Below are 25,564 nucleotides of genomic sequence, written 5' to 3' on the forward strand. Positions count from 1 at the left end.
GTGGAGGGCGCATACTCGCTGGCCGGATCCGAATTCGACGAGGTGGGTGCATGTCCGAATACGAGAACGAACTGACATCGGAGCGCGAGTACGTGGCGGCGTTGTACGCGCGATTGGACGCCGAGCGGGACCGGGCGCGCCGACGGTACACCGACGCCCTGCGCGACCACGAGGGCCGGGCGGTGGACCGGGAGGGCGACGTCATGACCTCCGCCCGGGAGGTGCGGCGGCTGAGCGTCGCCGAGGAGGGCCTCGCCTTCGGCCGGCTCGACGGGGAGCCGGGCGGCACCGTCGGGACGCGGTACGTGGGACGACTCGGCCTGTTCGACGACGAGAACGGGGAGGACGAGCTGCTCCTGGACTGGCGGGCCCCCGCGGCGCGGCCCTTCTACACGGCCACGGGCGCGCACCCGGAGGGCGTGCACCGGCGGCGACAGTTCCTCAGCCACGGCCGGGCGCTGACCGCGTTCACCGACGAGATGCTGGGCCGCCCGGGAGCCGACGCCCGCGGTGACGCCGCTCTGCTGGCCGCGGTGAACGCGCCGCGCGGCGAGGGGATGCGCGACATCGTCGCGACCATCCAGGCGGATCAGGACCGGATCATCCGCTCCGACAACCCGGGCGTCACGGTGATCGAGGGCGGGCCCGGCACCGGTAAGACGGTCGTGGCGCTGCACCGGGTGGCGTACCTGCTGTACACCCAGCGGGCGCGGTTCGAGCGGCACGGCGTGCTGGTGGTCGGGCCGAACACGTCCTTCCTCCGGCACATCGGTCGCGTGCTGCCCTCGCTCGGTGAGTCCGACGTGGTCTTCGCGACCCCGGCGACGCTCTACCCGGGGGTCACCGCCCGCGCGGAGGACGTGCCCGCGGTGGCCCGGATCAAGGGCGCGCCCGCGATGGCCGGCGTGCTCGCGGCAGCGGTCGCGGACCGTCGCGCCCTGCCGGAGGCCCCCGTCTCCATCGGGCTCGGCGACGCAGAAGTGCGGGTCGAGGCCGACGTCGTCGGCTGGGCCCGCGACGAGGCCACCGCCAGCGGGCAGCCTCACAATCAGGCGCGGGCCGTCTTCCTCGACGTGCTCACCTGGGCGATCACCGAGCGCGCGCTGGGCCGGATCGGGAAGCAGTGGCTGCGGCGCGAGGACACGCGCGCCTGGGAGGAGATGCGCGGCAGCATGCTCGCCGACCTCGCAGTGGACGGGACCTTCCGGCGCACCGTCGATCAGCTGTGGCCCGTGCTCTCCCCTGAAACTCTGCTCGCGGACCTGCTGAGCTCGCCCGAACGGCTGGCCGCGGCGGGAGCGGACCCGTCGCTGCTGCGCTCCGACGGTGCCGCGTGGACCGTCTCCGACGTGCCCCTGCTGGACGAGCTCGCCGAGCTGCTCGGCCCGCACGAGGCGACCGACGACGCCGCGGCCGCCGCGGCCCGGAGGGAGGAGGCGGAGTTCGCCGAGGGCGTGCTGGATTCGCTGGTCTCCCGGTCGGATTCGATGGATGACGAGGACCACCTCTTCGCCACCGACCTGCTCTACGCCGACGATCTCGCGGGGCGTTTCGAGGAGCGGGACACCCGCGATCTGGTGGAGCGCGCCGCCGCGGACCGGACCTGGGTGTACCGGCACGTGGTGGTCGACGAGGCGCAGGAGCTGTCGGCGATGGACTGGCGGGTACTGATGCGCCGCTGCCCGTCCCGCTCGTTCACCGTGGTGGGCGACCTCACTCAGCGCAGCGCCCCGGCGGGCGCCCGCTCGTGGGCCGAGATGCTGGACCCGTACGTCGCGGGCCGGTGGGCGTACACCGCACTCACGGTGAACTACCGCACCCCGTCGGAGATCATGGCGGTCGCCGCGGACGTGCTGTCGGAGTTCGCGCCCGACGCGGTGCCGCCGGAGTCGGTGCGCGCCTCCGGAATCCGGCCGTGGGCGCGGCAGGTGACCGACGGGGACCTCGCCGACGCGATCGCGGCCTTCGTCCGCGACGAGGCGGGCCGGGAGGGCACGTCCGTCGTCATCGGGCCCGAAGGGACGCCGGGCGCTGTCCCGCCGTCGGAGACGAAGGGGCTCGAGTTCGATGCGGTGCTGGTGGTGGATCCCGAGGCGATCCTCGCCGACGGCGAGCGGGGTGCGGCGGAACTCTACGTCGCGCTCACCCGCGCGACGCAGCGGCTGGGGGTGCTGCACCGCGCCCCGCTGCCCGCCCGCCTGACCGGCCTCGAGCGCCCCGTCGTGGCCTCCTGACGCCGCGCGGCGTGCTCAGCCTCCGCGCTTGATCCAGTCCAGCGCGATCGCCACGACGGCCGCGTTGAAGAAGAAGCTGAGCACGCTGTGCACGATCACCAGCCGGCGCGTGGATCGCCGCGTGACGGTGACGTCCGAGACCGCGAAGGACGTCCCGATCGTGATGGCGAAGTAGACGAACTCGGTGAATTGCGGACGTTCGCACTCCGGGAACTGCAGGCCACCTCCCGAGAAGTAGTCGCGCGCGTAGATCTGGGCGAACGCCGTGTGCAGGAGCAGCCAGGAGAGGAGGACCGTCGCGGCGGCGACGGGCTGGAGCGCCGGATCCGGCTCGGCGCCGCGCGTGGCGATCATGAGCAGGCCGCCCACCAGGCCCGAGCCGCTGACCACGCCCGCGAACAGCGTGGTCTGCCACCGCGGCGCGGCGATCAGGTCCGGATCGTCCTCGCCCGCGGGGATCCGGCGGCGCAACAGGAGCCATCCCGCGATCACGTAGGCGACCGCCGACACGTTCCACACGACGAGCAGCGGCAGCGCGGCGCTGCCGAACAGCAGCACCGCGGCGAGCCAGACGAGGCCCAGCAGCGTGAGCACCGTCTCGAGCAGAGGAACCAGTACCGAACGTCGCATGCGGTCAGCATTCCACGGCGCCGGGCGCGCGACCGATACGATCGCGGCATGCCCGCCGCGCGCTCGAGCCCATCGCGCTACGTTCAGCTGCGGTTCCTGGAAGCGGGGCTGGCAGTGCTGGCCGAGCGGGGGCATGCGGCGCTGAAACTGGCCGCCGTCTGCGAGCAGGCGGGCTCGTCGACCGGCAGCTTTTACCACGCGTACCCGAGTTGGCCGGAGTTCACGTCGGCGCTCATCGCGTACTGGCGGCAGACCAAGAGCGACCGGCTCATCGAGGCCGCGCGCCAGGTGCCCGACGCCTACGACCGGCTGATGTCGCTCATCGACGTGGGGATGACGCTGCCGCACGCCACTGAGGCGGCGATCCGGGTGTGGGCAGCGCACGACCCCGAGGTGGCGAGGCACCAGGCCGAGGTCGACCGCGCGCGGCGCGATGTGATCGCGGAGACCTACACCGAGGTGATCGGCGACCGCGGGCTCGCGGAGAAGTACGCGACCACCGCCCTGTACCTGCTGGTGGGCTACGAGAGCGGCACCCTGCAGTCGCTCGACACGCTCGCCTTCGCCTTCCGCACGTTCACCGACGGTGCCCTCGGCGGGCTGCCAGGTGAGCCGCGTTCGTGAGTCAGCGCCCGGGCGAACCGGCGGCCCCGGGCGGTACTGCCGCGACCACCTCGCATTCGATCCGGAACGGCGGGTGCAGGCCGGCCTGGACGGTGGTGCGAGCGGGGGGCGAGTCGCCGAAGACGGCCCGCCACACGTCGTTGAAGGCTGCGAAGTACGCGAAGTCCGACAGGTAGGTCCGGACGAAGACGGCATCGGCGAGCGTGCAGTCCACTTCGGCCAGAGTCGTGGCGATGTTCCGGAAGACCTGCCGTGCTTCGTCTTCGAAGTCCGGTCCGACCACGCGCCAGAGCGCGTCGACACCGACCTGGCCGGAGAGGAGGACGAGGTCGTTGATCCGCCGGTACGCCGGCGCCGGGGGTGGGGTGACCGCCTCGTCGTTGCCGGCCATCAGATCCGTCCCGCGAGCTGGAACGGCAACAGATGGGACGGAACGCGCTTGGTGGTGATCACTTCCGCGATCCCCTCCGCGGTCGCCGGTGCCAGAGTCACGCCGAGCATTCCGTGGCCCGCCGCGACGAACAGGCCGTCGCGGCCAGGGACCGGTCCGATGAACGGGAGACTGTCCGGCGTCGACGGCCGCAGCCCCGCCCGGCCCACACTGACGTCCACGTCGACGTCCGGTGTCCATCCGGACAGGTACGGGCGGGCCTGCTCTACGAGACTTCTGATTCGTCGGCCGGTGATCTCGTCGTCCTGGGCGGGCAACTCGAAGGCTCCCGCGATGCGCACCGCGTCGTTGTACGGACTCACTCCGAGCTTGGATTCCATGAGGTACAGCGAATACTCGGGCGGCGTTCCCACGCCGCGAAGATCGATGGAGTAGCCCTTCGCGCCGGCGAGGGGCAGAGCCACGCCCAGCGGTCGGAGAACGGCGTTCGTCGCCGCTCCCAGGGCCACGACGACGTTGTCGGCCGACACCGTCTCGTCCGCCGTGTCGATCATCCACCGTGTGCCCGTGAAGATGATCTTTCGGGCCGCGGTGTGCTCGCGAACGAGCACCCCCATCTCGGCGATCCGCTCGTGAAGCCCACGAAGGAGGATGTCGGGATTGACGTGCCGGTCCACCGAGGTGTGCGCGGCCGCCGATACCCCGGGGCCGACCGCCGGTTCGCGCTCCCTGGCCTCGTCACCGGAGAGGTATTCGATGTTGCCTGTGAAACCGAGGGGAATGAGCTGGTCGAACAGTTGCGTGAACCAGCCGAGTCCGTCGGGCGTCCGCGCCAGAGCCAATAGTCCGGACTTGTGCATTTCGAAGGAGACACCGTCGTCATGCATCTCGTCGAAGAGGTCGAGAGTGTGCGCGTTGAGGTGGAGCAGAGCACGCACTCCGTCTCTGTACGCGGCCGGTTGCGCCGCCCTCATGAAATTCCACAACCACTTGATCCACTCGCCGTCGAGTTTCGGCCGGATCGACAACGCGCCGTCGCGATGGAGCGCGTGCTTGAGACCGAGAGTCAACACCCCGGGGGACGCCAGTGGCGTCGACAGAGAGGGCGTCACCCATCCGGCGTTCACCGCCGAGGCGGATTCGCCAATGGCGTTGCGTTCGAGGACGATAACCTCCTCGCCGCGCCGGCGAAGGCTCCATGCGGTACTGAGGCCGACAACACCCCCTCCGAGCACTACAGTCGTCACAATCCACTCCTAGGAACGCGTGCTGATTTCGGGCAGCCCTGTCGATGAATGGGCAGCCGGATCAATGCTTCTCCACAAGATACTGAGGCGGAGTCGGGCACGATACATTGCGTTGTCGCAGGAAAAAGTGCCACAGTTCTACGAATGTCGAGTTCGGTCTTTGCCCTGTTCCCGGCGCCGGGTCGAGCTACGAGTCGCTGGTTAATAGCGTCTTGACATCGGTGTGACGCAGACCATAGTCTGCCTTCGCCACTTCGATTATGGCTACGCGCCTGCTAATGGCGAGTCCGAGCGCTAGCCGCATTTTTTTACTCCGCGACGTTTGCCGGGTCGTGGCATTTCGGCGGCTTCCGGAGGTGCACCCCTTGTTATTCGCGCACGTAAACACACCGACTTCCCCTACCCGCATTCCCACCTGCAGCAGGAGCTGGAAATGACTACGCAGAAAATCCCGTCGAGCGGCCTCGGTATCGACGAAGCGCCGCTGAACTCGTTCCACAAGAAGCTTGCTCTCTATTCGGCGGGCGGTCCGTTTCTCGACGGATTCATCATCGCAAGTATCGGCGTCGCCATGGTCCAGATATCGCCGCAGCTGCACCTCACCGCGAGCCAAGAGGGGCTACTTGGCGCATCCATTCTGTTCGGCATGTTGTTCGGCGCCTACGCCGGAGGTTGGCTGACTGATGTATTCGGTCGCAAGGTACTTTATACAGTCGACCTGACTGCCATCGTCGTGTTGTCGGTCGCCCAATTCTGGGCGGACAGTTTCTGGTGGCTCTTCGCGTTACGAATCCTGGTCGGCGTTGCGGTGGGCGCCGACTATCCGATCGCGACATCGCTCCTAACGGAGTTCACGCCCCTGAAGCACCGGGGCCAGCTCATCAGCTTTCTCATGGTGATGATGTTCGTGGGAGCGGGCCTAGCGTCGTTCGTGGGCGAAATGTTCATCCACCTGGCCGGAGAGGACGGATGGCGCTGGACGTTGGCGAGTGCGGCGCTTCCAGCCGCACTCATCGTCGCGCTTCGAGCAGGAACACCTGAATCGCCACGCTGGCTCCTATCGAAGGGGCGGGTCGACGAAGCGCAAGCCGCGATGCGCAAGGCGTTCGGGCCGGACGCGACGCTGTCCGCCATCGACGACACCCCTGCCGCTCGCCTCCTCGGATCCGGCTACTTGGGGCGCATGGTGTTCGTGACAGTCATCTGGACCTGCTCGCTCATCCCGGTGTACGCGATCTACGCATTCGGGCCGGCAATTCTCGCCAAAATCGGCCTCAACGGTTCGATGGCCAACTACGCCTCTGCTCTCATCAATACTCTGTTTCTGGCGGGGTGCGTACTCGCGATGATTACGATTAATCGCTACGGACGGCGGCCCCTGATCATCGCAAGCTTCTTTCTTTCCGGATTGGCGCTTCTGGTGCTCGGATTGTTTCCGAGTGCCCCGTCGTACGTGTTGTTCGGGATGCTCGCCGCATATGCGGTATTCATCGGCGGTGCTCAGGTATTGCAATGGGTCTACCCGAACGAGCTGTTCCCTACAAGCATACGGGCGAGCGCGGTGGGAATGGCCTGTTCGCTCAGCAGAATCGGCGGTGCGGTCGGGATCTACGCGGTCCCGCCCATGATCGCGAAATTCGGAATCGGACCGACGATGCTGGCCGCCGCGGCACTATCCCTGATCGCGATGTTCTACAGCATTGTGGCGGCACCCGAGACACGCGGGAAGACCCTCGCCGAGACGTCCTCCCTTTAGGCCCACGCGCTCGAGCCGGCCAATGGCGCGCCGTAACGGCGCGTCGCGGGACGATCCGCTGACCGGCCGGGGGCCATGTCGCTCTCTACACTCGGTGCATCATGTCCCTCAGGTCGAGTCTCCTCCGTCGAGCCGATCCGCTGGTGGCGGCCGCGGTGTGGGCGCTCGGGGTGGCCACGCTCCTGGGTCATCCCACGACCCCGTCCGACCGGCTCGTCGTCGCCGGGTTCGGACTGCTCTGCAGCCTCCCACTGGCATGGCGGCGGCGCTTTCCCGTCACGGGACTGCTGGTCATCGGGCTGCTGGGCTTCGCGGGCCAGGTGACGCCGATCGCGGCCCTGCTCGAGGGTCCGTTCGTGCTGGCGTTCGCGGTGGCCATCGGCACGGTTGCGGCGGGGGAACGGCCGTGGCGGGCCGCCGCCTGGGTCGTGGTCGCGGCCGCCCCCGCCTTCGTGACCGCCGGGTGGCTGCTGGATCACGAGCCGGGAGGCGTGATCGCCACCGCCGCCTGGCTGGCGCTCGCGTTCGCCATCGGCCGCGCGGTCGGCTTCCGCCGCTCACTGTTCCTGGCGCGCGCCGCTGCCGAGCGGGCCGAGCAGCGGCAGGCGATCGAGCGGCGGATCGCCGACGAGCGGGCCGCGATGGCGCGGGAGCTGCACGACCTGATCGCCCAGTCGGTCGAGGCGGTGTCGATGCAGGCCGGTATCGGCCTGCACTTGTTCGACAGCCGGCCGGACGAGGCGAAGGCGGCTTTGCAGCGGATTCACACCACGAGCAGAGGTGCGTCCCGGGAGATCAGGGAGCTCTTGGGGCTGTTGCGCGGCACGGAGATCGAGCCGGGCCGGGTCCCGAGCCTCGAGGATCTCCCCGGACTCGTCCACGCGAGCGGGATCGACGGTCCGCCGGCCACATTCGCGGTGAGCGGAGCTCCGGGAAGCTGCGACCCGCTGACCGGCCGTACGCTCTACCGGGTGGCTCAGGAGGCACTGATCAACGCCCGTCGTCATGCCCACGCGGGCTCGGTGCGGGTCGAGCTCGACTGGCAGGCGGACCGACTGAGACTGAGCGTCACCGACGACGGCACGGGACCGCCTCCGGGCGACCTGGTCGAGGGGTACGGCGTCCGCGGGATGCGCGAGCGCCTGGCCCTCGTCGGAGGCAGCCTGCGCTGGGGCCCAGCACCCGGCGGCGGCTTTCACGTGATCGCGGAAGTCCCCAGGGAGGACCGGGCATGCTCACCGTCCTGATCGTCGACGATCACCAGCTCGCCCGATCGGGGCTGCGGTCGCTGATCGAGCCCGAGCCCGACCTCACGGTGACCGGGGAGGCCGGGGACGGCTCCACCGCCGTCGAGCTGGCCCGCCGCCTGCGTCCGGACGTGGTCCTGATGGACCTCAAGATGCCGGGCGGCGACGGCCTGACGGCAACCAGGATCATCGCCGACGACCCGGAGCTGGTCGCCACGAAGGTCATCGTGCTGACCAGCTACGACAGCGACGACTCCGTCATGGCGGCGCTGAGGTACGGCGCGAGCGGCTACCTGCTCAAGGACTTCGAGGCTCCGGCGCTCCTGCAGAGCATTCGGACCGCCGCGGCCGGCGAGGCACTGCTGGCGCCGGTGATCGCCCGCCGGATCGCCGAGACGTGGACGCCGCCCGCCCGCTCGGCGACGCCGCACCCCGGGTTGGCCGACCTGACGGAGCGGGAGCGGGAGGTCCTCGTCAAGGTCACCGAGGGACTGAGCAACGCCGAGCTGGCGGCCGAGCTTCACATCAGCCCCGCCACGGCCAAGACCCACGTCAGTCGGATCCTGGCCAAGCTCGACGCCAGGGATCGTGTGCAACTGGTGATCATCGGCTACCGATCGGGACTCGTCGGCTCCGGTTGATCACCCGGCCGGGTCGTCGGCCCCGGTGTAGGACACCAGCGGCTCGCCGGCCAGGAAACCCAGGATCGACCGCAGGTACGCCGGACCGGCGTCTGCGGTGATGCTGTGACCAGCGCCGGGGATGTACACCAACGTCGCGTCGGGCAGGGTGTCGCGGTACTCGCGGGTCTCGGTCCACCGGACGTAGTCGCACTCCGCCCGGAGGATCAGCGCGGGTGTGCGAACCGTGCGCAGCACCGGCCGCGGGTCGGCGATCACCGCGAAGTCGGCGTTGGTGAGCTGGTTGGTGTAGAAGCCCTGGGGGTTCTGATGCACCTCGCCCTCCCCTCGCGGCGCGCCCGGGCAACGGCCCAGGTCCCGGCCGGCCACGGCGATCTCGTGTAACCGGGAGTCGGACTCCGCGTCGCCCACCAGGCGATGCGCCGCCTGCGGACTGTTCGTCAGCAGCACCGCCTGCAGCAGGAAGCGTGAATCCGACGTCAGCTCGTCGTAGCGCTTCTTGTTCGCTCCGGTCAGCCCGCCCCAGGGTGAGGCGCCCGATCCCGGGCGTGCACCCGGCCAGATCTCTCCGGGCGACGTGAAGGCCACCTTCGCCACCCGATTCGGATGTGCCGCAAGGTACTGCGCCGCCAGCGACCCGCCCCACGACTGGCCGATCAGGATCATGTGCTCGGCCCCGATCAGCTTCCGGATCGTTTCGAGGTCTTCGACGTTGCGGGACACGGTGTACCCGGTGACGTCGTCCAGTCGCGTGGATCGACCGGCGCCGATCTGGTCGTAGCTGTAGACGTCGTAGCCGGCCGCGTTCAGCGCTTGCGTTCCATACGGCAAACCTTCGCCGGGAGTGCCGGGCCCGCCGTGCAGGAAGATCACCGGCGTGGCCTTGCGGTCCGCCGCCGTGGAGGGGCTGGCGCGGTACGCCAGCCGGGATCCATCGGCCAGCTGCCAGAACTGGACGTCGGCCGGCACCGGAACCTGCTGCATCGGCGGGAACGGCCGCAGGAAGAGCAGCCCGAACCCCACCGCGACCAGTGCCGTCCACGCCGCACCGGCGATCCACGCGGCGCGCCAGCCGCGCGAGCCGCGCCGGGCGCGACGGAGATCGACGGCGACGGCGACGCGGGCCACTACGGCGGTCACCACCAACACCGTCACTGCGCCCGCGCCGAGGAAGACCACCGGCTGCGGAACGATGGCCGCCACCGCCAGGATCACCACGCCTCCGGCGGCCACGCCCAGCACACCGCTGAGCAGGGCGGGGATCACGGCGCCGATGCGGCGCAGCGGACGGAGGGCGGTCCGGCCCGTCGGTCCGGTCCTGGGTGCAGCGGTCACGTCAGTAGACGGTAGGCCGCCGGGCGGCATCGGACATCGGCCTGCGGATCGGTTCCGCGTACATCCCGCGGCGTATTCGACGGGACTGTTGTACCAAGCCGATCAGCGGGGCTTTCGCCCGGGCCGAAGACGCTCAGCTCACGGCGTCGCCCGCGACAGGCGGTTGTGCCTGCAGCGCTGCGAGCACGGCTGGATCCTGTGCCTCCATCCATCGAACGAGGTCTTCGTGCGTCACACACTGGGTATCGGTTTGCGCACACACCTCGGTCATGAAATCTGCCGTCGCAGGGTTGAAGGCGTTACCACTCCACTCGTTGAAGTGGTTCGCGATCACCAGTGGAGCGCGGTTGCCCTCGAACGCGCGCCGGTACATGTACTGGTACGTCGTTCGCACCATTTCGCGGATCTTCGGCGCCTCACCCGGGGCGTTGTTCGCGCCGTTGAAGGTGACCCAGAAGTTGTAGTCCAGTGCGGTTTGCGCCCTCCGCAACGTCGGTGAGTACACATACGGAATCGGGAACTCCCAAATGCCATCGACCTTCGTCGGCCACACCACACCGCGGCGCTGCGCCGGAAACGAGGAATCCCAGGTCATCGAATGCGACTTCAGAGCTGGAAAGAGAGTCTGCGGCGAGCCTTCGAGGCACTGCGTACGGCCGCCATGCACCGCTCGAGAATCGAACGCCAGATCGTCACCGTCGCTGATGCCGGTATTATTGCGCCAGTTGCTCATCAGCGCGAAGAATTGATCGAGCTCGTGGTTCCAATCCTTCGCCGTCCACCGTTGTCCCGGGTATCCGGTGCCGTGGCAGAAATGACCCACGAAATGGGTTCCCATCTCGTGTCCCGCGGCCCACGTTCGATTGAGGTGATCGATCTGCTGCCGCACTTCACGTTGAGTGCCACCGAACGCGAGCGACGCCTCGCCGGGGCGATGCCCTGGCCCCTGATACCGGGTCTTCGCGGCATCGGTCAGGAAGTACAGACCGGTCATCAACGCGGTGAAGCGGGCGTTCTTCGCCTGGGCGACATCGAGGAAACGGTCCCAGTTCGGCGATGCCCCCACGCCGTCGAAGGAGAACAGGACGAACTGCGGGGGCTTCTCACCGATCGACAGCCGCTTGATCTGAAGATTCGACGCGGTCCGCGTTCGATTCGACTTCGCCGGTGCGGACGCGCCCGCTCCCTCCGGAGCGTCGGCGCTCGACGCGGTGTTCACCGTGCACCCCGCGACGGTCGCAGCGACCAGGAGCGCGGCGAGGAGTCGTGACGCTGTCCAGGCTCGACGTCCGCCGCCGGCGCCGGTGGCCCCGTCGCCGGGGGGCGGCGACTGATCGCACGGTGCCCCATCGCACCGTGCTGGAGTGGTCCGCTGCAGAAGCCTCGACCCCGGTGGGGCGTCCCGACGACGTGGACTCGACACCGAGTTCTCTCCTTGCTCGCGACAGACGGCATTGAACCGTCCGGCAATGGATTCCGGCGGCTAGTACGCGACTGACACTAGGAACGGAGCATGGTGGTCTGCTCCCCACGAGCGGCTGATTTCCCCGCCACCTGGCTGCGGTGCCCAGCCCTGCGGCGGACCGACCGCACCCCGCACGCGGTGATCGAGGCTCAGGTGCACGGCGCGCCCACCCGCACCGTCGAGCACATGGTCACGGCATGGGGCAGCACCCAGACCGCACGACGACGTCGAGTCGGGTCAATAGCGGGAAGAAGAGAGACTTCAACTACAAGTGTAGGTGGCGTGTTCCCATAGATCGGTCCACCCGGTTCTGAGTCCGTGATCGCCCAGGAAGGTTAGGACAATGATCGGTGTGGCTGGTCGGAAGAGGCATTCGGCGGAGGAGATCGTCCGCAAGTTGCGTCGGGCAGATGAGCTCACGTCAGCGGGATCGTCGGGCGAGGACACACACGTAGACTGCACAGTAGAGCTGCAGGTCGACGGAAAAAATGTGCCCGAAACTTCCAGTTACTCAACCCTCAAGGCAACACCAACATCGGCAGCCTGATCGATAAGGCCATAAGAAGCAGGGGTTGAATCCAGGAGATAAAACTTTTGTCGGAGACTGAAGGGTAATAGACATGCCAGAAGACTGCTATATCTCCCTCGCGCACGGTGCCTACCAAGTGTACGACAGCCGGTCGGCCGCACAGATGTCGGTGCTGGTAGGTTCGATGCTCAAGGAGCATCTTCCAAATGCGTATTGTTTCGCAGGCGATTGGCGTGGCGTCCAGTTCCTACTGGAGTCTCAAGGCGCGGCCCGCGATAGGGGAAGTGCCGTATATATCTTTGATCCATCGAGGATGGTGCTCGACGAGATCACAACATACGGAAAAGTCCTAGACGCCCAAGAGAATGAGTCGATTGCGAACGGCGCCGATCCTGAGGCGCTGCGTGACTGGCTCCAAAGTCACGGCCTCGGGGAGCTTCCTAATTTTACGTGCGTGGGCACTGATAGATTTTATTTCATGCAAAATTCGCAATTAAATGCGGAGACTCCAAGGTTGGATGATGAGCCAATTGCGATGATCTCCTTTGTTGGAGCTGCTGGAAAAGTCTACCTAGGGATGCAATGATAGGTATGCGAATCATCGTGGAATTAGCCTCCATCGACCAAGCCGGATCACCGGCTCGTCAAATGGAAACCCGGCGACAAACCCCGCCCCTGGGACATGGGCCACACCACAGGCGACGAATACCGCAAGCTTCACGACGCCTACATGCGCGGCCCAGAGAACGGCGGCATCACTGAGAAGCAATTCCTCGAAGAATACACGGACACCGATCTCTACGAAGCCTCCACCCCTGAGCGAAACAGTTCCCACATAGACGAAGATAGGACCCCACTCCCGCCACGTCCGTAACTACAGAAAACGGACCACTCGGAGGCGCGCAAACCGCCCCTTTCCTTGAAATATGCGACCCGATACAGGTAGAATTAACAACATGAGTGAGCCGCCCGATACACCTGTCTGGACCGCCCGACATGGGACCTACAAGGAATTCATGGAATCCTATTCAGGAACCGACTACCAAAAAACCGTAGCCAGCTACCTTCCTGCTGACCGCACGCTACTGTGGTTGTCCGTGGGGAATAAGGACGCGGATGCGCGGGTGGCGATCAGCAATCAATTGATTGACGACGGCGTGAACGTGCCCTACGTGGACAACAATTTGAACGTCCTCAACATCTTCCTGGGCAACAAGCATCTCGTTCCGGCGAAGGATGCGCCACTGCTGCGACGTCTTCTGCAGGAGGGGGCTGACATGAACTTGTATCATCATTCAAAGGGTATGGAGGGTAGCACTCCGGTCACTGCGCTGCTGATGAATATGTCTTTAACGGAGGAGGAGAAGATCCCGATGTATGAGGTGTTGTTGGAGTTTCCGGAGTTTCATTACCGGAATGATGATGGATCGTTACGGTGGGGGCATAGGAAAGTTTTAACCGAGGTTATTGAGGCGCACGAAGCGAGACAGTAGCAGTGACTTTCAAGTTGGTTAGCGAGTGACTGTAAGGAAGGCGGGGGTGTTGTGGTGGCGTTGACGGAGGCTGATGAGCGGATCGCTCGGCATATGTTCCGTGTGTTGGGGGTGGCGCCGCGGGTATGGGAGCAGAAGATCGGCGGATCGGTGCTGCTGCTCGAGAAGCCTGCACCAGACGTACCTGGTGTGGTGACGGTCCTGACGTGCGGGGCGTCGAGGATAGCGCCGCCAGCCGGACAGCTGCCCACAGAGTTCGCGATCGAGGTCCTCGACGGGCAACAGGACGCCGCACTGGTAGTGCTGCAGAACCTGTGTGACGACCTAGCCGCCGGAAGCCTCTCGCGGGCCCAGGCAGCTCCGTGGCGCAACAGTGCCCCCCCTTCTGGATGGCACCAGCATCTACGCCCTAGCAGCTACCGCATCCCGATACGGCGACTCCTTTGATGTTGTGCGGGACGAGACCGGAACGCCGATCGGGCAAGTGCTCACCATCCGCCTGCTGACCTACCCGGAATCCTGGGTGGTCACCGGCCGCGGGTTCGACCAGCTCGTCACCGAATCAGGTGACCTGAACAACCTGCTCGATGTCACCCGCGACACGACCGTGTATCCCACGGCGGCGGACATCGCCGACCGGCCGATCCTCGTCACCAAGCTGCATGAGCAGTACCCGCCGATCTGGGTCACCTGCGACCGGGTTGAGAACGGTGTCGACATCTTCAATTCCACGACCGGGGCCGAGTCGCCCGAATACCTCGCTGACGCCGGCAACTACCAGGCGTGGACGTGCGGACTGTACCTGGAGAAGTTCCCGTGGACCGCCGGCTACCTCACCCACGCCGTCCCAGGCACCGTCGCTCACTTCACCGACGACAGCGGGGCCTTTGAACTTGACGTTTCAGCAGAGCAATAGCCTGCCAGATAGCGAACGCTACGCCCCACCTGGCGGAGGCAGTGAGGACCTGAACCGTCCCAGGTTTCGTGCCGCTCCTATACGGGGTGCGGCTCTCGGGTGAGGGCCGCGTAGTGGGTGTTCTCGTACTCCCCTGGGGTCATCATGCCAAGGCTGGAGTGCAGTCGCCGGTTGTTGTACTAGTCGGCCCAGCCCGCCGTCCTTGGATCTGATCGTGGTCCTGACCTGCTTGCCACGTCGAACCCCTTGCAGGCCAAGCGATCGCATCGCACGATTCACCGAACCCGGCGAAACGATGTAGGGTCCCGACCTACCTGGCGACTGTCAGCCTTCTCACCTGCACTGCATCACGCAGTCCCACGGAGTTGGCATCTCGCCAGTCCCAGCAACATGGCATTTCCACCACAGCATTCAGGCCGTCGCCGGACTCCCACTCCAGCAGCAGTACCGTTCCCACAGCCTTCGACAGGTCGTAACTAGAACTGGGTCTACGAATTGATCAGCCGGACCACGTAGGGCATCGCGCCGTCGGTGCGCAGCGGCGATACTTTGACCGTCGATCCGGACTCGGGTGCCTCAAGCATCTGGTTGTCACCCAGATAGAGCGCTTCGTGCTGGCTCGCATTCGGGCCGAAGAAGATCAGGTCACCCCGCTTGATCTCAGCGAGCGGAACCTTCTTGCCGATGTTGTACTGGTAGCCGCTGTAGTGCGGGAGCTTGATGCCGACGGCAGCAAATGCGAACAGCGTCAGGCCCGAGCAATCAAATCCCGGGTTCTCGAAGTCACGGAAGGTATCGGCAACGCCGCCGTCGCGGACCCCGACGGTGGGGCCGTTGATATCACCACCCCCCCAGGAATATCTGGTGCCGACCACCGACAGGCCCCGGGCAATGACCGTGTCAATCATTTGCTTGCCCGACATCGACGCGACTGACACAGGCGCTACTGGTGCCTGGATTGCAGGCACCTGGGCTGCCGCTTGAGCCGGGACCTGGGATGCGGTCTGCGGTTGCGGCGTGAACCCGAACAGGTTGCTCAGTTGCCCGAGCAACGACGACGCTGCGGTCGCGGCCGACGGTGGCCCCCCGGGCGCCGACACTGCCGGTGCCGCAGAAGGAGCCGCTACGGGTGTGCTTGCGTTCGGGGGTGCCGCCGGTGCAGGAGCCGGCTGCGAGGAAGGCACCGTCACTGTCTGCTGTTCGCTGACGACGTATTGGTCATAGATCCGCTGCTGACCTGCGGCATCCCCGGACTTCGCCTTCGCCTCGGCGAGCGCCCTTGCGGCCGTCTGCCGACGCAAATCCAACCGTCGGCGTTGATCGGTCGCCGAACGCAGCGCCTCCAGGGTCTGGGCCACCGACCCCTGCGCTCGGGTGCGGCGGTCGGCAGCCGCGCCAGCCGCTGCATCCGCGGAGATCTTCGCGATCCGCGCAGCATCGCGGCTCGATCGCGCCCGCCGCCGGGCGTCATTGAGGCCGGTGACAGTACCTGCCTGGGCGGCAGCAACGCGCCGAAGAACCGCAGTGCGGTCTACCGCCGTCTGCCCATCCGGGGCGGTCAGAGCATCCGCGACCCCGCCCGAGGTGTTCCCCTGCATGTAGGCGGCGCGGAGCATCTCATCGAGCCTGCGCTGAGCAGCATCCACTGCCTGGTCGGAAGCCACGGCCTCCCGATCCGCAACTACTACTGCATTCGTCGCGGCCCGCGCAGCGTCGGCGGCCAACGCCACGTCGATCACCGCCTTGTTCACCGACTGCCGCCGAATGTCAACGTCGTTCTGCAAAGCCGCGATCTGCTGATCAAAGTCCGCAAGGCGCACGATCAACGAAGGAACCACCGCGACCGAGTGACCTGCTCGAGGGTCGTCTCCCACGTGCCGCGCCCACGCAGGATCCGCTCCGCCGACCACGATCGCAGCCACGATCGTCACCGCCGCCGCCCGCTGCATTCCAGACGCCCATCGATGCTGATTCACCACGGAACATCTCCTTCAACGAGCCGACCGCCCCCCGCGGGGAGGTTGCGCCCACGCGAGGGGATCAGAAGCGGAATATTGTTGGTGCGCAATCTTTTTACGCAAAGTTTGACGCGCCGCACCGGCACCCCTTGAGTACCATCCGAACCGTACGTCACAGACGCCACAGAGGGAAGCGGTGATCGAGCAGATGCAGAGCCTTAACTGCCACCTACAATGGGGTTGGCCTGCGGTATTCAAGATTCAATCAAGATCCTGCTACTATCCACGATAGTACTAAGGAGGAGTGCGACCCTTGCCTGGTGAGTTGGAATCCGCGGTCATGCAAGTGCTCTGGGACAGTGAGCACGCCTTGAAGGTGCAGGAGGTGGTCGATGCCCTCGACACCGGGCGGGCACTGGCCTACACCACGGTGATGACGGTTCTAGACAACCTGCACCGCAAGCAGTGGGTCCAACGCGAGAAGGTCGGCAAGGCCTACTTCTACGAGCCGACACTCAGCCGCGCGGAGGCTGCGACCCAGGCGCTGCGTGACGTGCTGGATGCATCCGGCGATCCTGAGGCAGTGCTGCTGCACTTCACCGAGTCCGCGTCGGACGAGGAATCAAAGGTCATCCGGCGGGCACTACGCCGTCGGTCACGGCAGCAATAGACTAAGCCCGGTGCGCGAGATCCGAATCCGGACCCGGATGGAGGGAATGAGTACACGATGACGGTGTTCGCGGCATTGGTCGTCGCGGCGGCTGCGATCGCGGCTGCCGGACCTGTGCTGCTCACCCGCGCGGGGCGTACGCGGCTCGATCCAGTTGCCCTGCTCATCGGCTGGGTGGGAGCGCTGGCAATGCTTGGACTGCTGACGGCGTTAGCGATCGTGGCACTGTTGCTGCCGCTGCACGCAGACTACTCGGTAACCACTGCGTTCGGAGACTGCTGGTCCCTGGCGGTCCATGGCACCGTGCCGCAGGGACGCCGGGCGACCGGCGCCGCACTAGCCGCGCTCATTGCGGGCTCCGTCGTGATCTCCGGCGTGCGCTGCGTCTTCGTCCTCGCGCGCCGGCGGGCGGTCGCGACGTTGCATTGCGACCGAATAAGGCTGGTGGCCAGTCCAGCCGCCGGGGACGGCCGAGTGTGGTGCCTCGAGCACGACGCCCCCTTGGCATTCGCCATCGCCGCACCCAGGGGCGGGATGGTGGTGATCTCCCGCGGCCTACAGACCTTGTTGGCACCCTCCGAGCTGGCGGCAGTGCTGGCACACGAGCACGCACACCTCCGCGGTCGCCACCACCTGATCGTTGCCATCACTGAGGTCATCGGGCAGGTCCTGCGCCCGATCCCGCTGTGCCGGAACGCCCCGAGCGCCGTGCGGGAATTGGTCGAGGCGATCGCTGACGGAGCAGCAGCACGCCGTTGCGGGGCGGCCACGGTACACCGGGCCCTGCTGCAGATGGCCTCCGCACAATCGGTGCGGCAGCGATCAGGGACAGCCGGGCGGGGCCCTACTCTGGCGATGGCGACCACCGCGACCTCGGCGCGGGCCCGCCGCCTACAGCTCCCCGCAGCGAGCCGCAGTGCTCGCGTGCGCCACTGCGGCGCGGTCGCCGCGGCCACCGCCCTGGGATCAGCCGCTACGGTGGCGCTTGCAGCCCTCGTCGTGTCCGCTATTTCCTGCCCAGCGCTCTAGCCCGCTGCGCCCGTGGCGCAGCGTGACAGAGAGATTTGCCTGTTCCCCGGGGGGCCAACTGCGCAGCAACATCCGCTGCGACGCTTCATCGTGACTAGCGAGTGCGACCCACGAGTCGCATTTCAGCGACCGTACACCGAGTCCCGAGCGCCTACGTCCTTGAGCCACTACGCTCCGGTGCCGCTATTCGACGAGTCACGAATGCCGATGCCCGGCGGTCGTGTCCACAGCCACAGGCATCTTCGCCGAGGGGTCGCACACCCCGGCGGGGCATTCGCTCACCTGTAGCGGATGCTCAGGCTCGCCGCCCCGCCACGACCACCGTATCCCCCAGCGGGTGGCGACCGCGGCACCCATGGCGAGGGCCGAGACGACAGCAACCAGGGGCTGCAGCGGCGCCCACAGCGTCAACGCTCCCGACGCGCCCAACATCGCGACGACGACCTTGTTACACAACGGGCACCCCACCGCGAGCGTCGACAGGACCACACCGGAAGTGCCTCGCACAGCACCACGATTCCACCCGGCCACCACCGGAGCTGCCAGCCAGGCGGCCGCGAGAACGGTCACCACCACGAGGACGAGGTAGTCCCACCAGCGCACCGGCGTCATCCGGGTGAAGACAGGATTGGGAAGCACTCGGGAGGGGATCGCGATCACCAGTGCGATCAGCGCACCGCCAGCCGCTGCGTGCCACCACCGCACCCGTCCAATGACCGCCCTGCGGTTCATACCACTCACAGTGCACCCTCCTCACCTCGCGCTTGTCTTTCCTCGAACTCAGCATAACTACTAGATCACATAGTAGTTCTTGGTGGCGGGCCTGCCCGCCCCTCATCTACTATTCAACATAGTAGTTACCTACTAAGCGTGTTAGTAGCTCAATCTCGGGAGAGGCCTGATCGATGAAACATCTCTCTAGCGTGCCGGATCCAGACGTGGGCCTTCCAACGGTGACCGAATCCGTCGGCGCGCCGGTGCGGCATGACGCGGTGCAGGCGTCGGAGAGGATCTCGACGATCACCGGTCCGGTGGGCGGTTGCGACCCAGTGAACGAAGCGGAGCCACAAGGACTGTCCGCTACGTACGTGCTAGACGCGGTCAGCGCTCCCGGTGCGCTCCGGATGCAGTACGAGGGCCTACGGATCGGCGCCGAGGCCGACGATACGCAAGGGCGATTCACCTGCCAGCGCGATGTCAGTCTCGCGGCGGCCCGCGGGCGGCCGGTCGCTGTGACCGAGCGGCTATCGGGGATCCCGGCAGGCGAGTGGGATATTCGGGTGCGAGCAGCGTGGACACCGGCTGCGACGCAGGCGGGCGAGCTGGCGGGCGAGATGAAGCTTCCGGACCAGCAGATGCGGGTCCGGACGGTGTTCGCGCCTCTGGCACACGGGCCCGCGGTGGCAGCGTGGTGTTGGCCGCTGCTGGTGGGGCTCGGCGCTGTCGTCGCGGTCGCGCTCATGGCAGTGAACGTCTCCCTCGCTGGCGGCTCTGCATTCGCGGCGGTGGGGATCAGCGGTGTGGCCTGTGCTGTGGGGTTTCTCGGCGCGCGGTTGTGGTTCTTGGCAATCCATCGGATGCCGCTACGGAAGCTGCTGTCCTCCGGAGCCTGCATTCAGGGGTTCAACGCCGCTGCCGCGGTGGTCTTGGTGATGGGGGCGCCGGCGATCGGACTGTCATGGGGCGCGGTGCTCGATTCTGCTGCCCCGGCACTGCTCGCAGGGATGGCCGTCGGGAGGCCGGGGTGTTGGCTGACCGGCTGTTGCGCTGGAAAGGTCACCGTGTCGCGGTGGTCACTGTGGTCATCGGATCGGAGGGTGGCCGCTTCACGCTATCCGGTGCAGCTGTTTGAAGCTGCGGCGTGCGGGACGCTGGCGATAGGGGCCGAATTCCTGTTCCTGGGCGTCCGGCACTCGGGAGCGATCTTCGTGATCGGACTCGCTGCCTACGCGCTGGTCCGGCAGGTGCTGTTTCCGCTGCGCTCCGACCCGCACACTCGGTGGGGGCGTACCGCAGTCGCAGCAGGTGCTACGGCCGCGATCGCGGTGGCGATATGGGTGATGACGTTGTGACGAGTCGGCGGGGCTACCGGGATGTGCTCAGACAGATCCGGACTGCCTCGCCCATTCTCCGTCCTGGTCAGCGGCCTTCCGACGACGCCAGGGCGCTGGCTTTGGTCCACTGCTGCCAGGGCACACTCCAGTCACCATTCTGCCATTGCTCGAGAGGTGCGCCGCCAGTGTTGCGGATTTCGACGATGTCGCCGGGGACCGAGAAGTCGAAGAACCATCGAGCGTTGTCACCGTTGAGGTTGAGGCACCCGTGGGAAGTGTTCGTGTTGCCCTGCGCCCACACAGAACTGTCGAGTTGGTGCAGGTAGATACCGTCTGTGCTGATCCGTGTCGCGTAGTTGATCGTCTGTTTGTACCCCAAGCGCGAGTTGATCGGTAGCCCGTAGGTGGACGAGTCCATCACCACCGGGTTCGCCTTGTCCATCACGGTGTAGATGCCCCGTTGGGTCCAGAAGCTGATGGTGTTGCCGTTGATGATCTCGCTGCCGCCCATGCCCATGGAGGTGGGCATCGCACGGACGAGATTACCGCCGTCGTAGACGGTGACCGTCTTGGTCGCGTCGTCGGCGATCGAGACATGCGAGGCGCCGATGGTCGCACTGGCACGCACGTCCTCGGCGCCGTAGAGGCGCTCGCCCAGGCGGACACCGTATAGCGCGGCGTCCACGGTGATCTGAGTGCCCGGCGTGTGGTATTTCTCAGGTCGCCAATGCGCTTCGGTATTCGAGACCCAGCACCACGCTCCCTCGACCGCGGGTGTACAGGTGACTTTCATACGACGTTCTGCCTCGGCGCGGTCTGCGATGTCGGTGTCGAACTTCGCCACCAGCACCAGCCCCACACCGTAGGTCCGCCCTTCGCCGACCGGGGTGCCCGCCGTCGTTGCCAGCTCCATCGTCGCCTGCGCCTGTGGCGCGAGAGTGGTGAACGTGCTCTGCCGTTCGGTCCGGCGTCCTGCCTCATCGACCGCGACCGCTCGCAAGCGGTAGGTGCGGCCGAATCCAAGGGGCTCACCGGCCGACCAGGATTTGCGCGGTGCGTCCAACGTGCCGGCAACGGCGCGTCCCGCCTCGTTGGTGAGCGTGACTTCGGCGAGGGCGCCGGTGCCCACGACACGCACAGTGACCGGTGTGCGGGGTGTGACCTCCGCGGCGCCGTCGGCCGGCGCCAGCTCGATCAGTGGCACGGCGCCCGACGGTTTCGGTGAGGACGAGGATCCGCTCAGCGGCACCGCGCCCCGCTCGGCACCGCAGGCGGACGTGATCGCGACGGCTCCGATTCCGGTTGCCGTCCGCGCCAGCAGAGTTCGCCGTTGCAGAACCATTCAGCCTCCCTCGACCCGCCTCATCACGCAACTACTAATTTGCATAGTACTTTATGGTGAGTGGTCGAGCCCGCCAGGTCCGCAGGCGAGGTACTCTCACCCGCTCCGCCGGTACAGGTACCAGGCGCGGCGAGTCGTCGAGCAGGTGCGGGTGGGTGTTCTGACCGTTCCATCGACTGAAGCGCTCACTTGCCCGGAAGCGAGGGTTGCGCCCTAGCAACAGCGTCCTCGATGTCCTGTACTGATCGGAAGACCAGCGGGTCCACGATCCGCTGCACGGAGCCGTCGGGGCGGACGAGAAAGGACAGCGGCAGCAGGGGCGGGATCTGCAGTGTCCTCGCGACCGCGCCGTCCGCGTCGATGATGCTCGGGTACGCGAGGGCGAGATCGGTGGCGAAGGTACGAGCGTAACTCTCGACGTCGCGGACGTTGATCCCGAGTACCTGGACTGCTTCGGGGCGTTGGGCATAGCGCGAGAGGATCGGCATTTCTTCGCGACACGTCCCGCACCAGGACGCCCAGAAGTTGAGCAAAGTGGTTCTGCCTGCGGTGAGTTGTCCGAGGTTGATCACATCGGGGGTAGTGAGGCAGGGCTCGGACAGATCTGCCAGGGGCCCAACGGATCGGGCTGATACCGATTTCGTTCCGCCGCACTGCGGTTTAGGTACACCGCGGGCTGAGCTGGCCTGGAGTGGGGCCTCGGTTCCAGTGCGGGTGCCGGTGGAGGCGGTATCGTGGTCTCCTGGTTTTTCCGTGAGCGAATGCGCGGTCGAGACGGCGATGAGCAGCAGCGCGGCAGCGATCGCAATAAGGGCCAGTGCGTACCGGTGCCGGCGATGCCACGGCGGGGTTGAGGCGCACTCGTCGGGTCCGGGGGGAAGGGCGACGCTCATGGTGTCTTCTGCTCGTCGATGGGCACGGGCGTCGTATCGGCGGGGACCGACTGTTTGAGACCGGTGGTGCGACGTGCGCGCCGTTTGATCACCGTTGCGGCGATCAGGGCCGCAGCGGCCAGGGCGGACGTGACCGCTTCGGGCAACGCGCCCCAGCGGGTGGCGAGTGTGAGCCGGTCGTCGAGGGGAACAGTCGCGATCAGAGTATCCGCGCTGAACAGTGCGGACTGGTCGGTGACCGTCCCGTCCGGGGTCACGACAGCGCTGACGCCACTCGTCGCGGCGATCAGGACGGTGCGGCGGTGCTCGATGGCCCGCAGTCGGGACATCGCCAGTTGTTGGTACGACATGGCCGTGCGGCCGAAGGTCGCGTTGTTAGTGGGCACGGTGATCAGCTGGGCTCCACCGCGTACAGATTCACGGACGAGGTCGTCGAAGGCCACTTCGTAGCAGATGGCAGCCGCGGTCGGTATGCCAGCGAGGGTGACAATGCCGTCACCATCGCCAGGCACGAACCGGCCGGCCTTGTCGGCGTATGCGGACAGGCGGGTCGCGAGCGGCCGCATCGGTAGGTACTCCCCGAAGGGCACCAGTCGCCGCTTGATGTGTTGCTGTCCAGGACCGGAGCCGGGGTTCCAGACGATGGAGACGTTGCGTGATGTGCCGTCGTCGGCGGAGAGCACTGCACCGACGAGGACAGGTACGCCGAGCCTGTTGACCGTCTCATCGATCCGCGCGCGCACCTGCCGATCGCGCAGCGGGTCGATATCCGAGGCGTTCTCGGGCCAGACGATCATGGCGGGCCGGGGCATCTGGCCAGATTCGATGGCACTGGCGAGGTCCTCGGTGCGTCGTAGGTGATTCTCGAGCACTGCGGCACGCTGAGCATTGAAGTCCAGTCCTAGGCGGGGAACGTTGCCTTGGATCACCGCAACGGTCACGCTCGCTCGCGGTTCGTACGCTGGTAGCGCGATTAGGAGTGCTGCGCCGGCGAACGGGAGGATGCCACCAAGCGACGCACGGACAGCAGCGCGCGGTGACCTCCGCAGTGCCGCGCGGACCACGGCGAAACCGGAGCACCCGATGAGGGCGACCGCGAACGAGACGGCCGGTGCGCTGGCGATCGCGGCCAACTGTACGAGAGGCCCATCGGTCTGCCCGAACGCCAACTTTCCCCAAGGGAACCCGCCGAATGGCAGGCGGCTGCGCAGTGCCTCCGTCGCTGTCCACGCGCAGGCGCACCACAGCGGGTAGCCGGGGAGAACCACCATCCGGCTGACCAAGGCGCCGAACACCGCTACCGCGACGGCTTCGACCGCGGCGAGCGCGATCCACGGCCCAGCCCCAACGTAGATGCCTACCCACGGAAGCAAGGGCAGGAAGAACGCCAGCCCCGCGGCGTAGCCGTACAGCAGGGCTTGGCCGATTCCGCAGCCCCACACGGCGGCGACCACGAGCGCGACACCGACCGGCGCCGCTCCCCACAGCGCGGTGGGTGGGAACGAGATGAACATCGCTCCGCCGCCGGCGGCAGCCAGAAGTAGCCTGACCGCTGTGTGCGTCCACGGCCAATGAGCCGGCCCCCACCGAGTGGATGTCGCGGATGGGAGCCTTCGTGCTGTCTGCGTGGTCACGAGTGAGATCTCCTCAATTCTGGACCGTGGTGGTGCTGCTCGTCGCGAGTCGTCTGGGCGATCGCGGGCGTACTGGTTGGTGCGTGTCGACGGCGATTCCTGTCAGATCGGCATGACGATGTTGGAGACGAAGAGCCGCCGGACCATGTCGACGAAGTCGGACCAGTAGCCGGTGACCAGGGCGAGTCCGACGGCGATCATGAGCACGCCGCCGGCGACCTGGATGCGTCGGCTGTTGCGGCGAAGCCATCCGACGGCCCGCACCGCGGCGGTCGATCCGACGGCGAGTGCGATGAACGGCAGGCCCAGGCCTACGCAGTAGGCCACCACCAGCGCGGCACCGCGTGCCGGCGCTGCGTTGGTGCCCACAATGATCGACATGATCCCCGCCAGGGTGGGACCGATACAGGGAGTCCAGCCGAGCGCGAACACCCCGCCCAGCAGCGGGGCACCGGCAAGCGTGGTCCAGGGTCGTGGCGCAAAACGCACCTCGCGGGCAAGTGCCGGGACCAATCCGATGAACGCCAAGCCCATGATGATGGTGATTCCCCCACCTATCCGCATCAGCGTCTCTGCATTGAGCCGAATCGTCGCCGCCAGACCAAACACCGACATCGTCATCAAGAGGAAGGCCGCTGTGAACCCGCCGACGAACAACGCGGCTGCGCCGAGCACTCTCCACCGACCGGACCGGTCTACCGCCTTTCCGCTGCCGCCGAGCTCTGCGATCGACGTCGCTGGAGCCTCGGCGCCGACCAGCCCCGCGAGGTACGACAAGTAGCCGGGAACAAGGGGCACGATGCACGGCGAGGCGAAGGACACCAACCCGGCGAGCAGGCATGCCCCGATCGCCAGGATCAGCGGACCTGACACGGCGGCGTCGGCAAAGGCTTGTCCCATCAGCCCTCCCCGGCGACGCGGTCCACGGCATCGGTGAGGGTCTTCTCGTCGATCGTCGTCAGGTATGCCGCGGCCACGCGATGCTGCCGATCAAGGACGAAGGTCATCGGCACTACTGTGGTCGGGTACTGCTCACCGAGCGCGAGCAGCGTCTTGCCAGGGGGATCGTAGATCGACGGATAGGTCAGCCCGTGGGAGCGGATGAAGTCCCGCGCCGCATCGTCGCCGGCGGTTTCACGAACGTCGATACCGAGAAACTGCACACCCTTGGACTTGCGCGCCGTGTACACCTTTTCCAGAGCAGGAGCCTCGAGACGACAGGGGGCGCACCAGGAGCCCCAGACGTTGATCACCACGACCTTTCCGGCGTAGTCCGACAGTCGCAGCGTGGCCCCGGGATCAGTGACACTACGTCCGGACAGCTCACCGACGACGCTGCGCCGCTCGGGCGGGTAGAAGTGCCTGGCCTTGCCATCCGGAGCGATGATCCCGCCATCGCGTGCCCGGTCGCTGAGCTGAACGCACCCGCCGAGCAGCATCGCGACCACAAGCACCGCGATCACACCGGCGCACCGG

Annotated in this window: 23 protein-coding genes and 1 pseudogene; 12 read left to right on the forward strand and 12 right to left on the reverse strand. The window is 66.7% G+C overall.

What is annotated here, in order from left to right:
- The first annotated feature begins 50 nt into the window (after positions 1 to 50).
- Positions 51 to 2,234, forward strand: coding sequence for an RNA polymerase recycling motor ATPase HelR (gene helR / locus FK529_RS06035; protein ID WP_193559662.1), 2,184 nt, complete (start codon positions 51 to 53; stop codon positions 2,232 to 2,234).
- 15 nt (positions 2,235 to 2,249) lie between these two features.
- On the opposite strand, the gene FK529_RS06040 is transcribed toward helR, so the two are convergent.
- Complete coding sequence (locus tag FK529_RS06040) at positions 2,250 to 2,864, reverse strand: DUF1345 domain-containing protein (protein ID WP_146560093.1); 615 nt, start codon at positions 2,862 to 2,864, stop codon at positions 2,250 to 2,252.
- A gap of 48 nt (positions 2,865 to 2,912) precedes the next feature.
- On the opposite strand from FK529_RS06040, the gene FK529_RS06045 reads away from it, so the two are divergent.
- Complete coding sequence (locus FK529_RS06045) at positions 2,913 to 3,488, forward strand: TetR/AcrR family transcriptional regulator (protein ID WP_146560094.1); 576 nt, start codon at positions 2,913 to 2,915, stop codon at positions 3,486 to 3,488.
- Between the two features lies 1 nt (position 3,489).
- Here the strand turns inward: FK529_RS06045 and FK529_RS06050 are convergent, their stop codons facing one another.
- Positions 3,490 to 3,879: a RidA family protein gene (locus FK529_RS06050; RefSeq protein ID WP_146560095.1), complete on the reverse strand. Its 390-nt coding sequence runs from the start codon at positions 3,877 to 3,879 to the stop codon at positions 3,490 to 3,492.
- Positions 3,879 to 5,126 (reverse strand): NAD(P)/FAD-dependent oxidoreductase, encoded by a 1,248-nt coding sequence (locus FK529_RS06055; RefSeq protein ID WP_158635061.1) that lies wholly within the window; start codon positions 5,124 to 5,126, stop codon positions 3,879 to 3,881. The genes FK529_RS06050 and FK529_RS06055 overlap by 1 nt, the downstream gene beginning before the upstream one ends.
- A gap of 433 nt (positions 5,127 to 5,559) precedes the next feature.
- Here FK529_RS06055 and FK529_RS06060 point away from each other — a divergent pair, with 433 nt between their 5' ends.
- The 3 genes from FK529_RS06060 to FK529_RS06070 all read left to right on the forward strand — a co-directional run bounded on the left by FK529_RS06060 (position 5,560) and on the right by FK529_RS06070 (position 8,770).
- Entirely contained in the window at positions 5,560 to 6,882 is a 1,323-nt protein-coding gene (locus tag FK529_RS06060; protein ID WP_146560097.1) for an MFS transporter, read from the forward strand.
- Between the two features lie 101 nt (positions 6,883 to 6,983).
- Positions 6,984 to 8,129: a sensor histidine kinase gene (locus FK529_RS06065; RefSeq protein WP_146560098.1), complete on the forward strand. Its 1,146-nt coding sequence runs from the start codon at positions 6,984 to 6,986 to the stop codon at positions 8,127 to 8,129.
- On the forward strand, positions 8,114 to 8,770 hold the full coding sequence (locus FK529_RS06070; protein WP_146560099.1) for a response regulator: 657 nt from the start codon (positions 8,114 to 8,116) through the stop codon (positions 8,768 to 8,770). The genes FK529_RS06065 and FK529_RS06070 overlap by 16 nt, the downstream gene beginning before the upstream one ends.
- Here FK529_RS06070 and FK529_RS06075 read toward each other — a convergent pair whose 3' ends face one another.
- A complete protein-coding gene (locus tag FK529_RS06075; RefSeq protein ID WP_146560100.1) occupies positions 8,771 to 10,105 on the reverse strand; it encodes an alpha/beta hydrolase in 1,335 nt (444 codons plus the stop codon).
- Between the two features lie 133 nt (positions 10,106 to 10,238).
- Positions 10,239 to 11,324 (reverse strand): polysaccharide deacetylase family protein, encoded by a 1,086-nt coding sequence (locus FK529_RS06080; RefSeq protein ID WP_231702939.1) that lies wholly within the window; start codon positions 11,322 to 11,324, stop codon positions 10,239 to 10,241.
- An 866-nt stretch (positions 11,325 to 12,190) separates the two neighbouring features.
- Here FK529_RS06080 and FK529_RS06090 point away from each other — a divergent pair.
- The 4 genes and pseudogenes from FK529_RS06090 (at position 12,191) to FK529_RS06105 (ending at position 14,508) form a co-directional block, all read left to right on the forward strand.
- Positions 12,191 to 12,685, forward strand: a complete 495-nt coding sequence (locus tag FK529_RS06090) for a hypothetical protein (RefSeq protein ID WP_146560102.1) — start codon at positions 12,191 to 12,193, stop codon at positions 12,683 to 12,685.
- 51 nt (positions 12,686 to 12,736) lie between these two features.
- Positions 12,737 to 12,973 (forward strand): annotated as a pseudogene (locus FK529_RS20805) (GH-E family nuclease); the annotation flags it as partial.
- 82 nt (positions 12,974 to 13,055) lie between these two features.
- On the forward strand, positions 13,056 to 13,592 hold the full coding sequence (locus FK529_RS06100; protein WP_146560104.1) for a hypothetical protein: 537 nt from the start codon (positions 13,056 to 13,058) through the stop codon (positions 13,590 to 13,592).
- A gap of 451 nt (positions 13,593 to 14,043) precedes the next feature.
- Complete coding sequence (locus FK529_RS06105) at positions 14,044 to 14,508, forward strand: hypothetical protein (protein ID WP_146560105.1); 465 nt, start codon at positions 14,044 to 14,046, stop codon at positions 14,506 to 14,508.
- A gap of 488 nt (positions 14,509 to 14,996) precedes the next feature.
- On the opposite strand, the gene FK529_RS06110 is transcribed toward FK529_RS06105, so the two are convergent.
- Positions 14,997 to 16,487 carry an NlpC/P60 family protein gene (locus FK529_RS06110; protein ID WP_126195761.1) on the reverse strand — a complete coding sequence of 497 codons (1,491 nt, stop codon included), beginning with the start codon at positions 16,485 to 16,487 and terminating at the stop codon, positions 14,997 to 14,999.
- 283 nt (positions 16,488 to 16,770) lie between these two features.
- On the opposite strand from FK529_RS06110, the gene FK529_RS06115 reads away from it, so the two are divergent.
- Together FK529_RS06115 and FK529_RS06120 are read left to right on the forward strand one after the other, a co-directional pair.
- On the forward strand, positions 16,771 to 17,136 hold the full coding sequence (locus FK529_RS06115) for a BlaI/MecI/CopY family transcriptional regulator (RefSeq protein ID WP_040765956.1): 366 nt from the start codon (positions 16,771 to 16,773) through the stop codon (positions 17,134 to 17,136).
- A 57-nt stretch (positions 17,137 to 17,193) separates the two neighbouring features.
- Positions 17,194 to 18,165 (forward strand): M56 family metallopeptidase, encoded by a 972-nt coding sequence (locus FK529_RS06120; RefSeq protein ID WP_019201638.1) that lies wholly within the window; start codon positions 17,194 to 17,196, stop codon positions 18,163 to 18,165.
- Positions 18,166 to 18,360: 195 nt separating this feature from the next.
- Here FK529_RS06120 and FK529_RS06125 read toward each other — a convergent pair whose 3' ends face one another.
- Positions 18,361 to 18,897, reverse strand: a complete 537-nt coding sequence (locus tag FK529_RS06125) for a hypothetical protein (protein ID WP_019201637.1) — start codon at positions 18,895 to 18,897, stop codon at positions 18,361 to 18,363.
- Positions 18,898 to 19,118: 221 nt separating this feature from the next.
- On the opposite strand from FK529_RS06125, the gene FK529_RS06130 reads away from it, so the two are divergent.
- Positions 19,119 to 20,237, forward strand: a complete 1,119-nt coding sequence (locus FK529_RS06130; RefSeq protein ID WP_158635062.1) for a prolipoprotein diacylglyceryl transferase family protein — start codon at positions 19,119 to 19,121, stop codon at positions 20,235 to 20,237.
- 67 nt (positions 20,238 to 20,304) lie between these two features.
- Here the strand turns inward: FK529_RS06130 and FK529_RS06135 are convergent, their stop codons facing one another.
- The 5 genes from FK529_RS06135 to FK529_RS06155 all read right to left on the reverse strand — a co-directional run bounded on the left by FK529_RS06135 (position 20,305) and on the right by FK529_RS06155 (position 25,551).
- Positions 20,305 to 21,561: a L,D-transpeptidase gene (locus tag FK529_RS06135; protein ID WP_146560106.1), complete on the reverse strand. Its 1,257-nt coding sequence runs from the start codon at positions 21,559 to 21,561 to the stop codon at positions 20,305 to 20,307.
- A gap of 185 nt (positions 21,562 to 21,746) precedes the next feature.
- Positions 21,747 to 22,454 carry a TlpA family protein disulfide reductase gene (locus FK529_RS06140; RefSeq protein WP_081585946.1) on the reverse strand — a complete coding sequence of 236 codons (708 nt, stop codon included), beginning with the start codon at positions 22,452 to 22,454 and terminating at the stop codon, positions 21,747 to 21,749.
- Complete coding sequence (lnt, locus tag FK529_RS06145) at positions 22,451 to 23,968, reverse strand: apolipoprotein N-acyltransferase (protein ID WP_019201633.1); 1,518 nt, start codon at positions 23,966 to 23,968, stop codon at positions 22,451 to 22,453. The genes FK529_RS06140 and lnt overlap by 4 nt, the downstream gene beginning before the upstream one ends.
- Before the next feature lie 222 nt (positions 23,969 to 24,190).
- Positions 24,191 to 24,988, reverse strand: coding sequence for a cytochrome c biogenesis CcdA family protein (locus tag FK529_RS06150; protein WP_019201632.1), 798 nt, complete (start codon positions 24,986 to 24,988; stop codon positions 24,191 to 24,193).
- Positions 24,988 to 25,551, reverse strand: a complete 564-nt coding sequence (locus FK529_RS06155; protein WP_019201631.1) for a TlpA disulfide reductase family protein — start codon at positions 25,549 to 25,551, stop codon at positions 24,988 to 24,990. The genes FK529_RS06150 and FK529_RS06155 overlap by 1 nt, the downstream gene beginning before the upstream one ends.
- Positions 25,552 to 25,564: the final 13 nt, after the last annotated feature.

Source organism: Tsukamurella asaccharolytica (assembly GCF_007858435.1).
Classification (GTDB): domain Bacteria; phylum Actinomycetota; class Actinomycetes; order Mycobacteriales; family Mycobacteriaceae; genus Tsukamurella; species Tsukamurella asaccharolytica.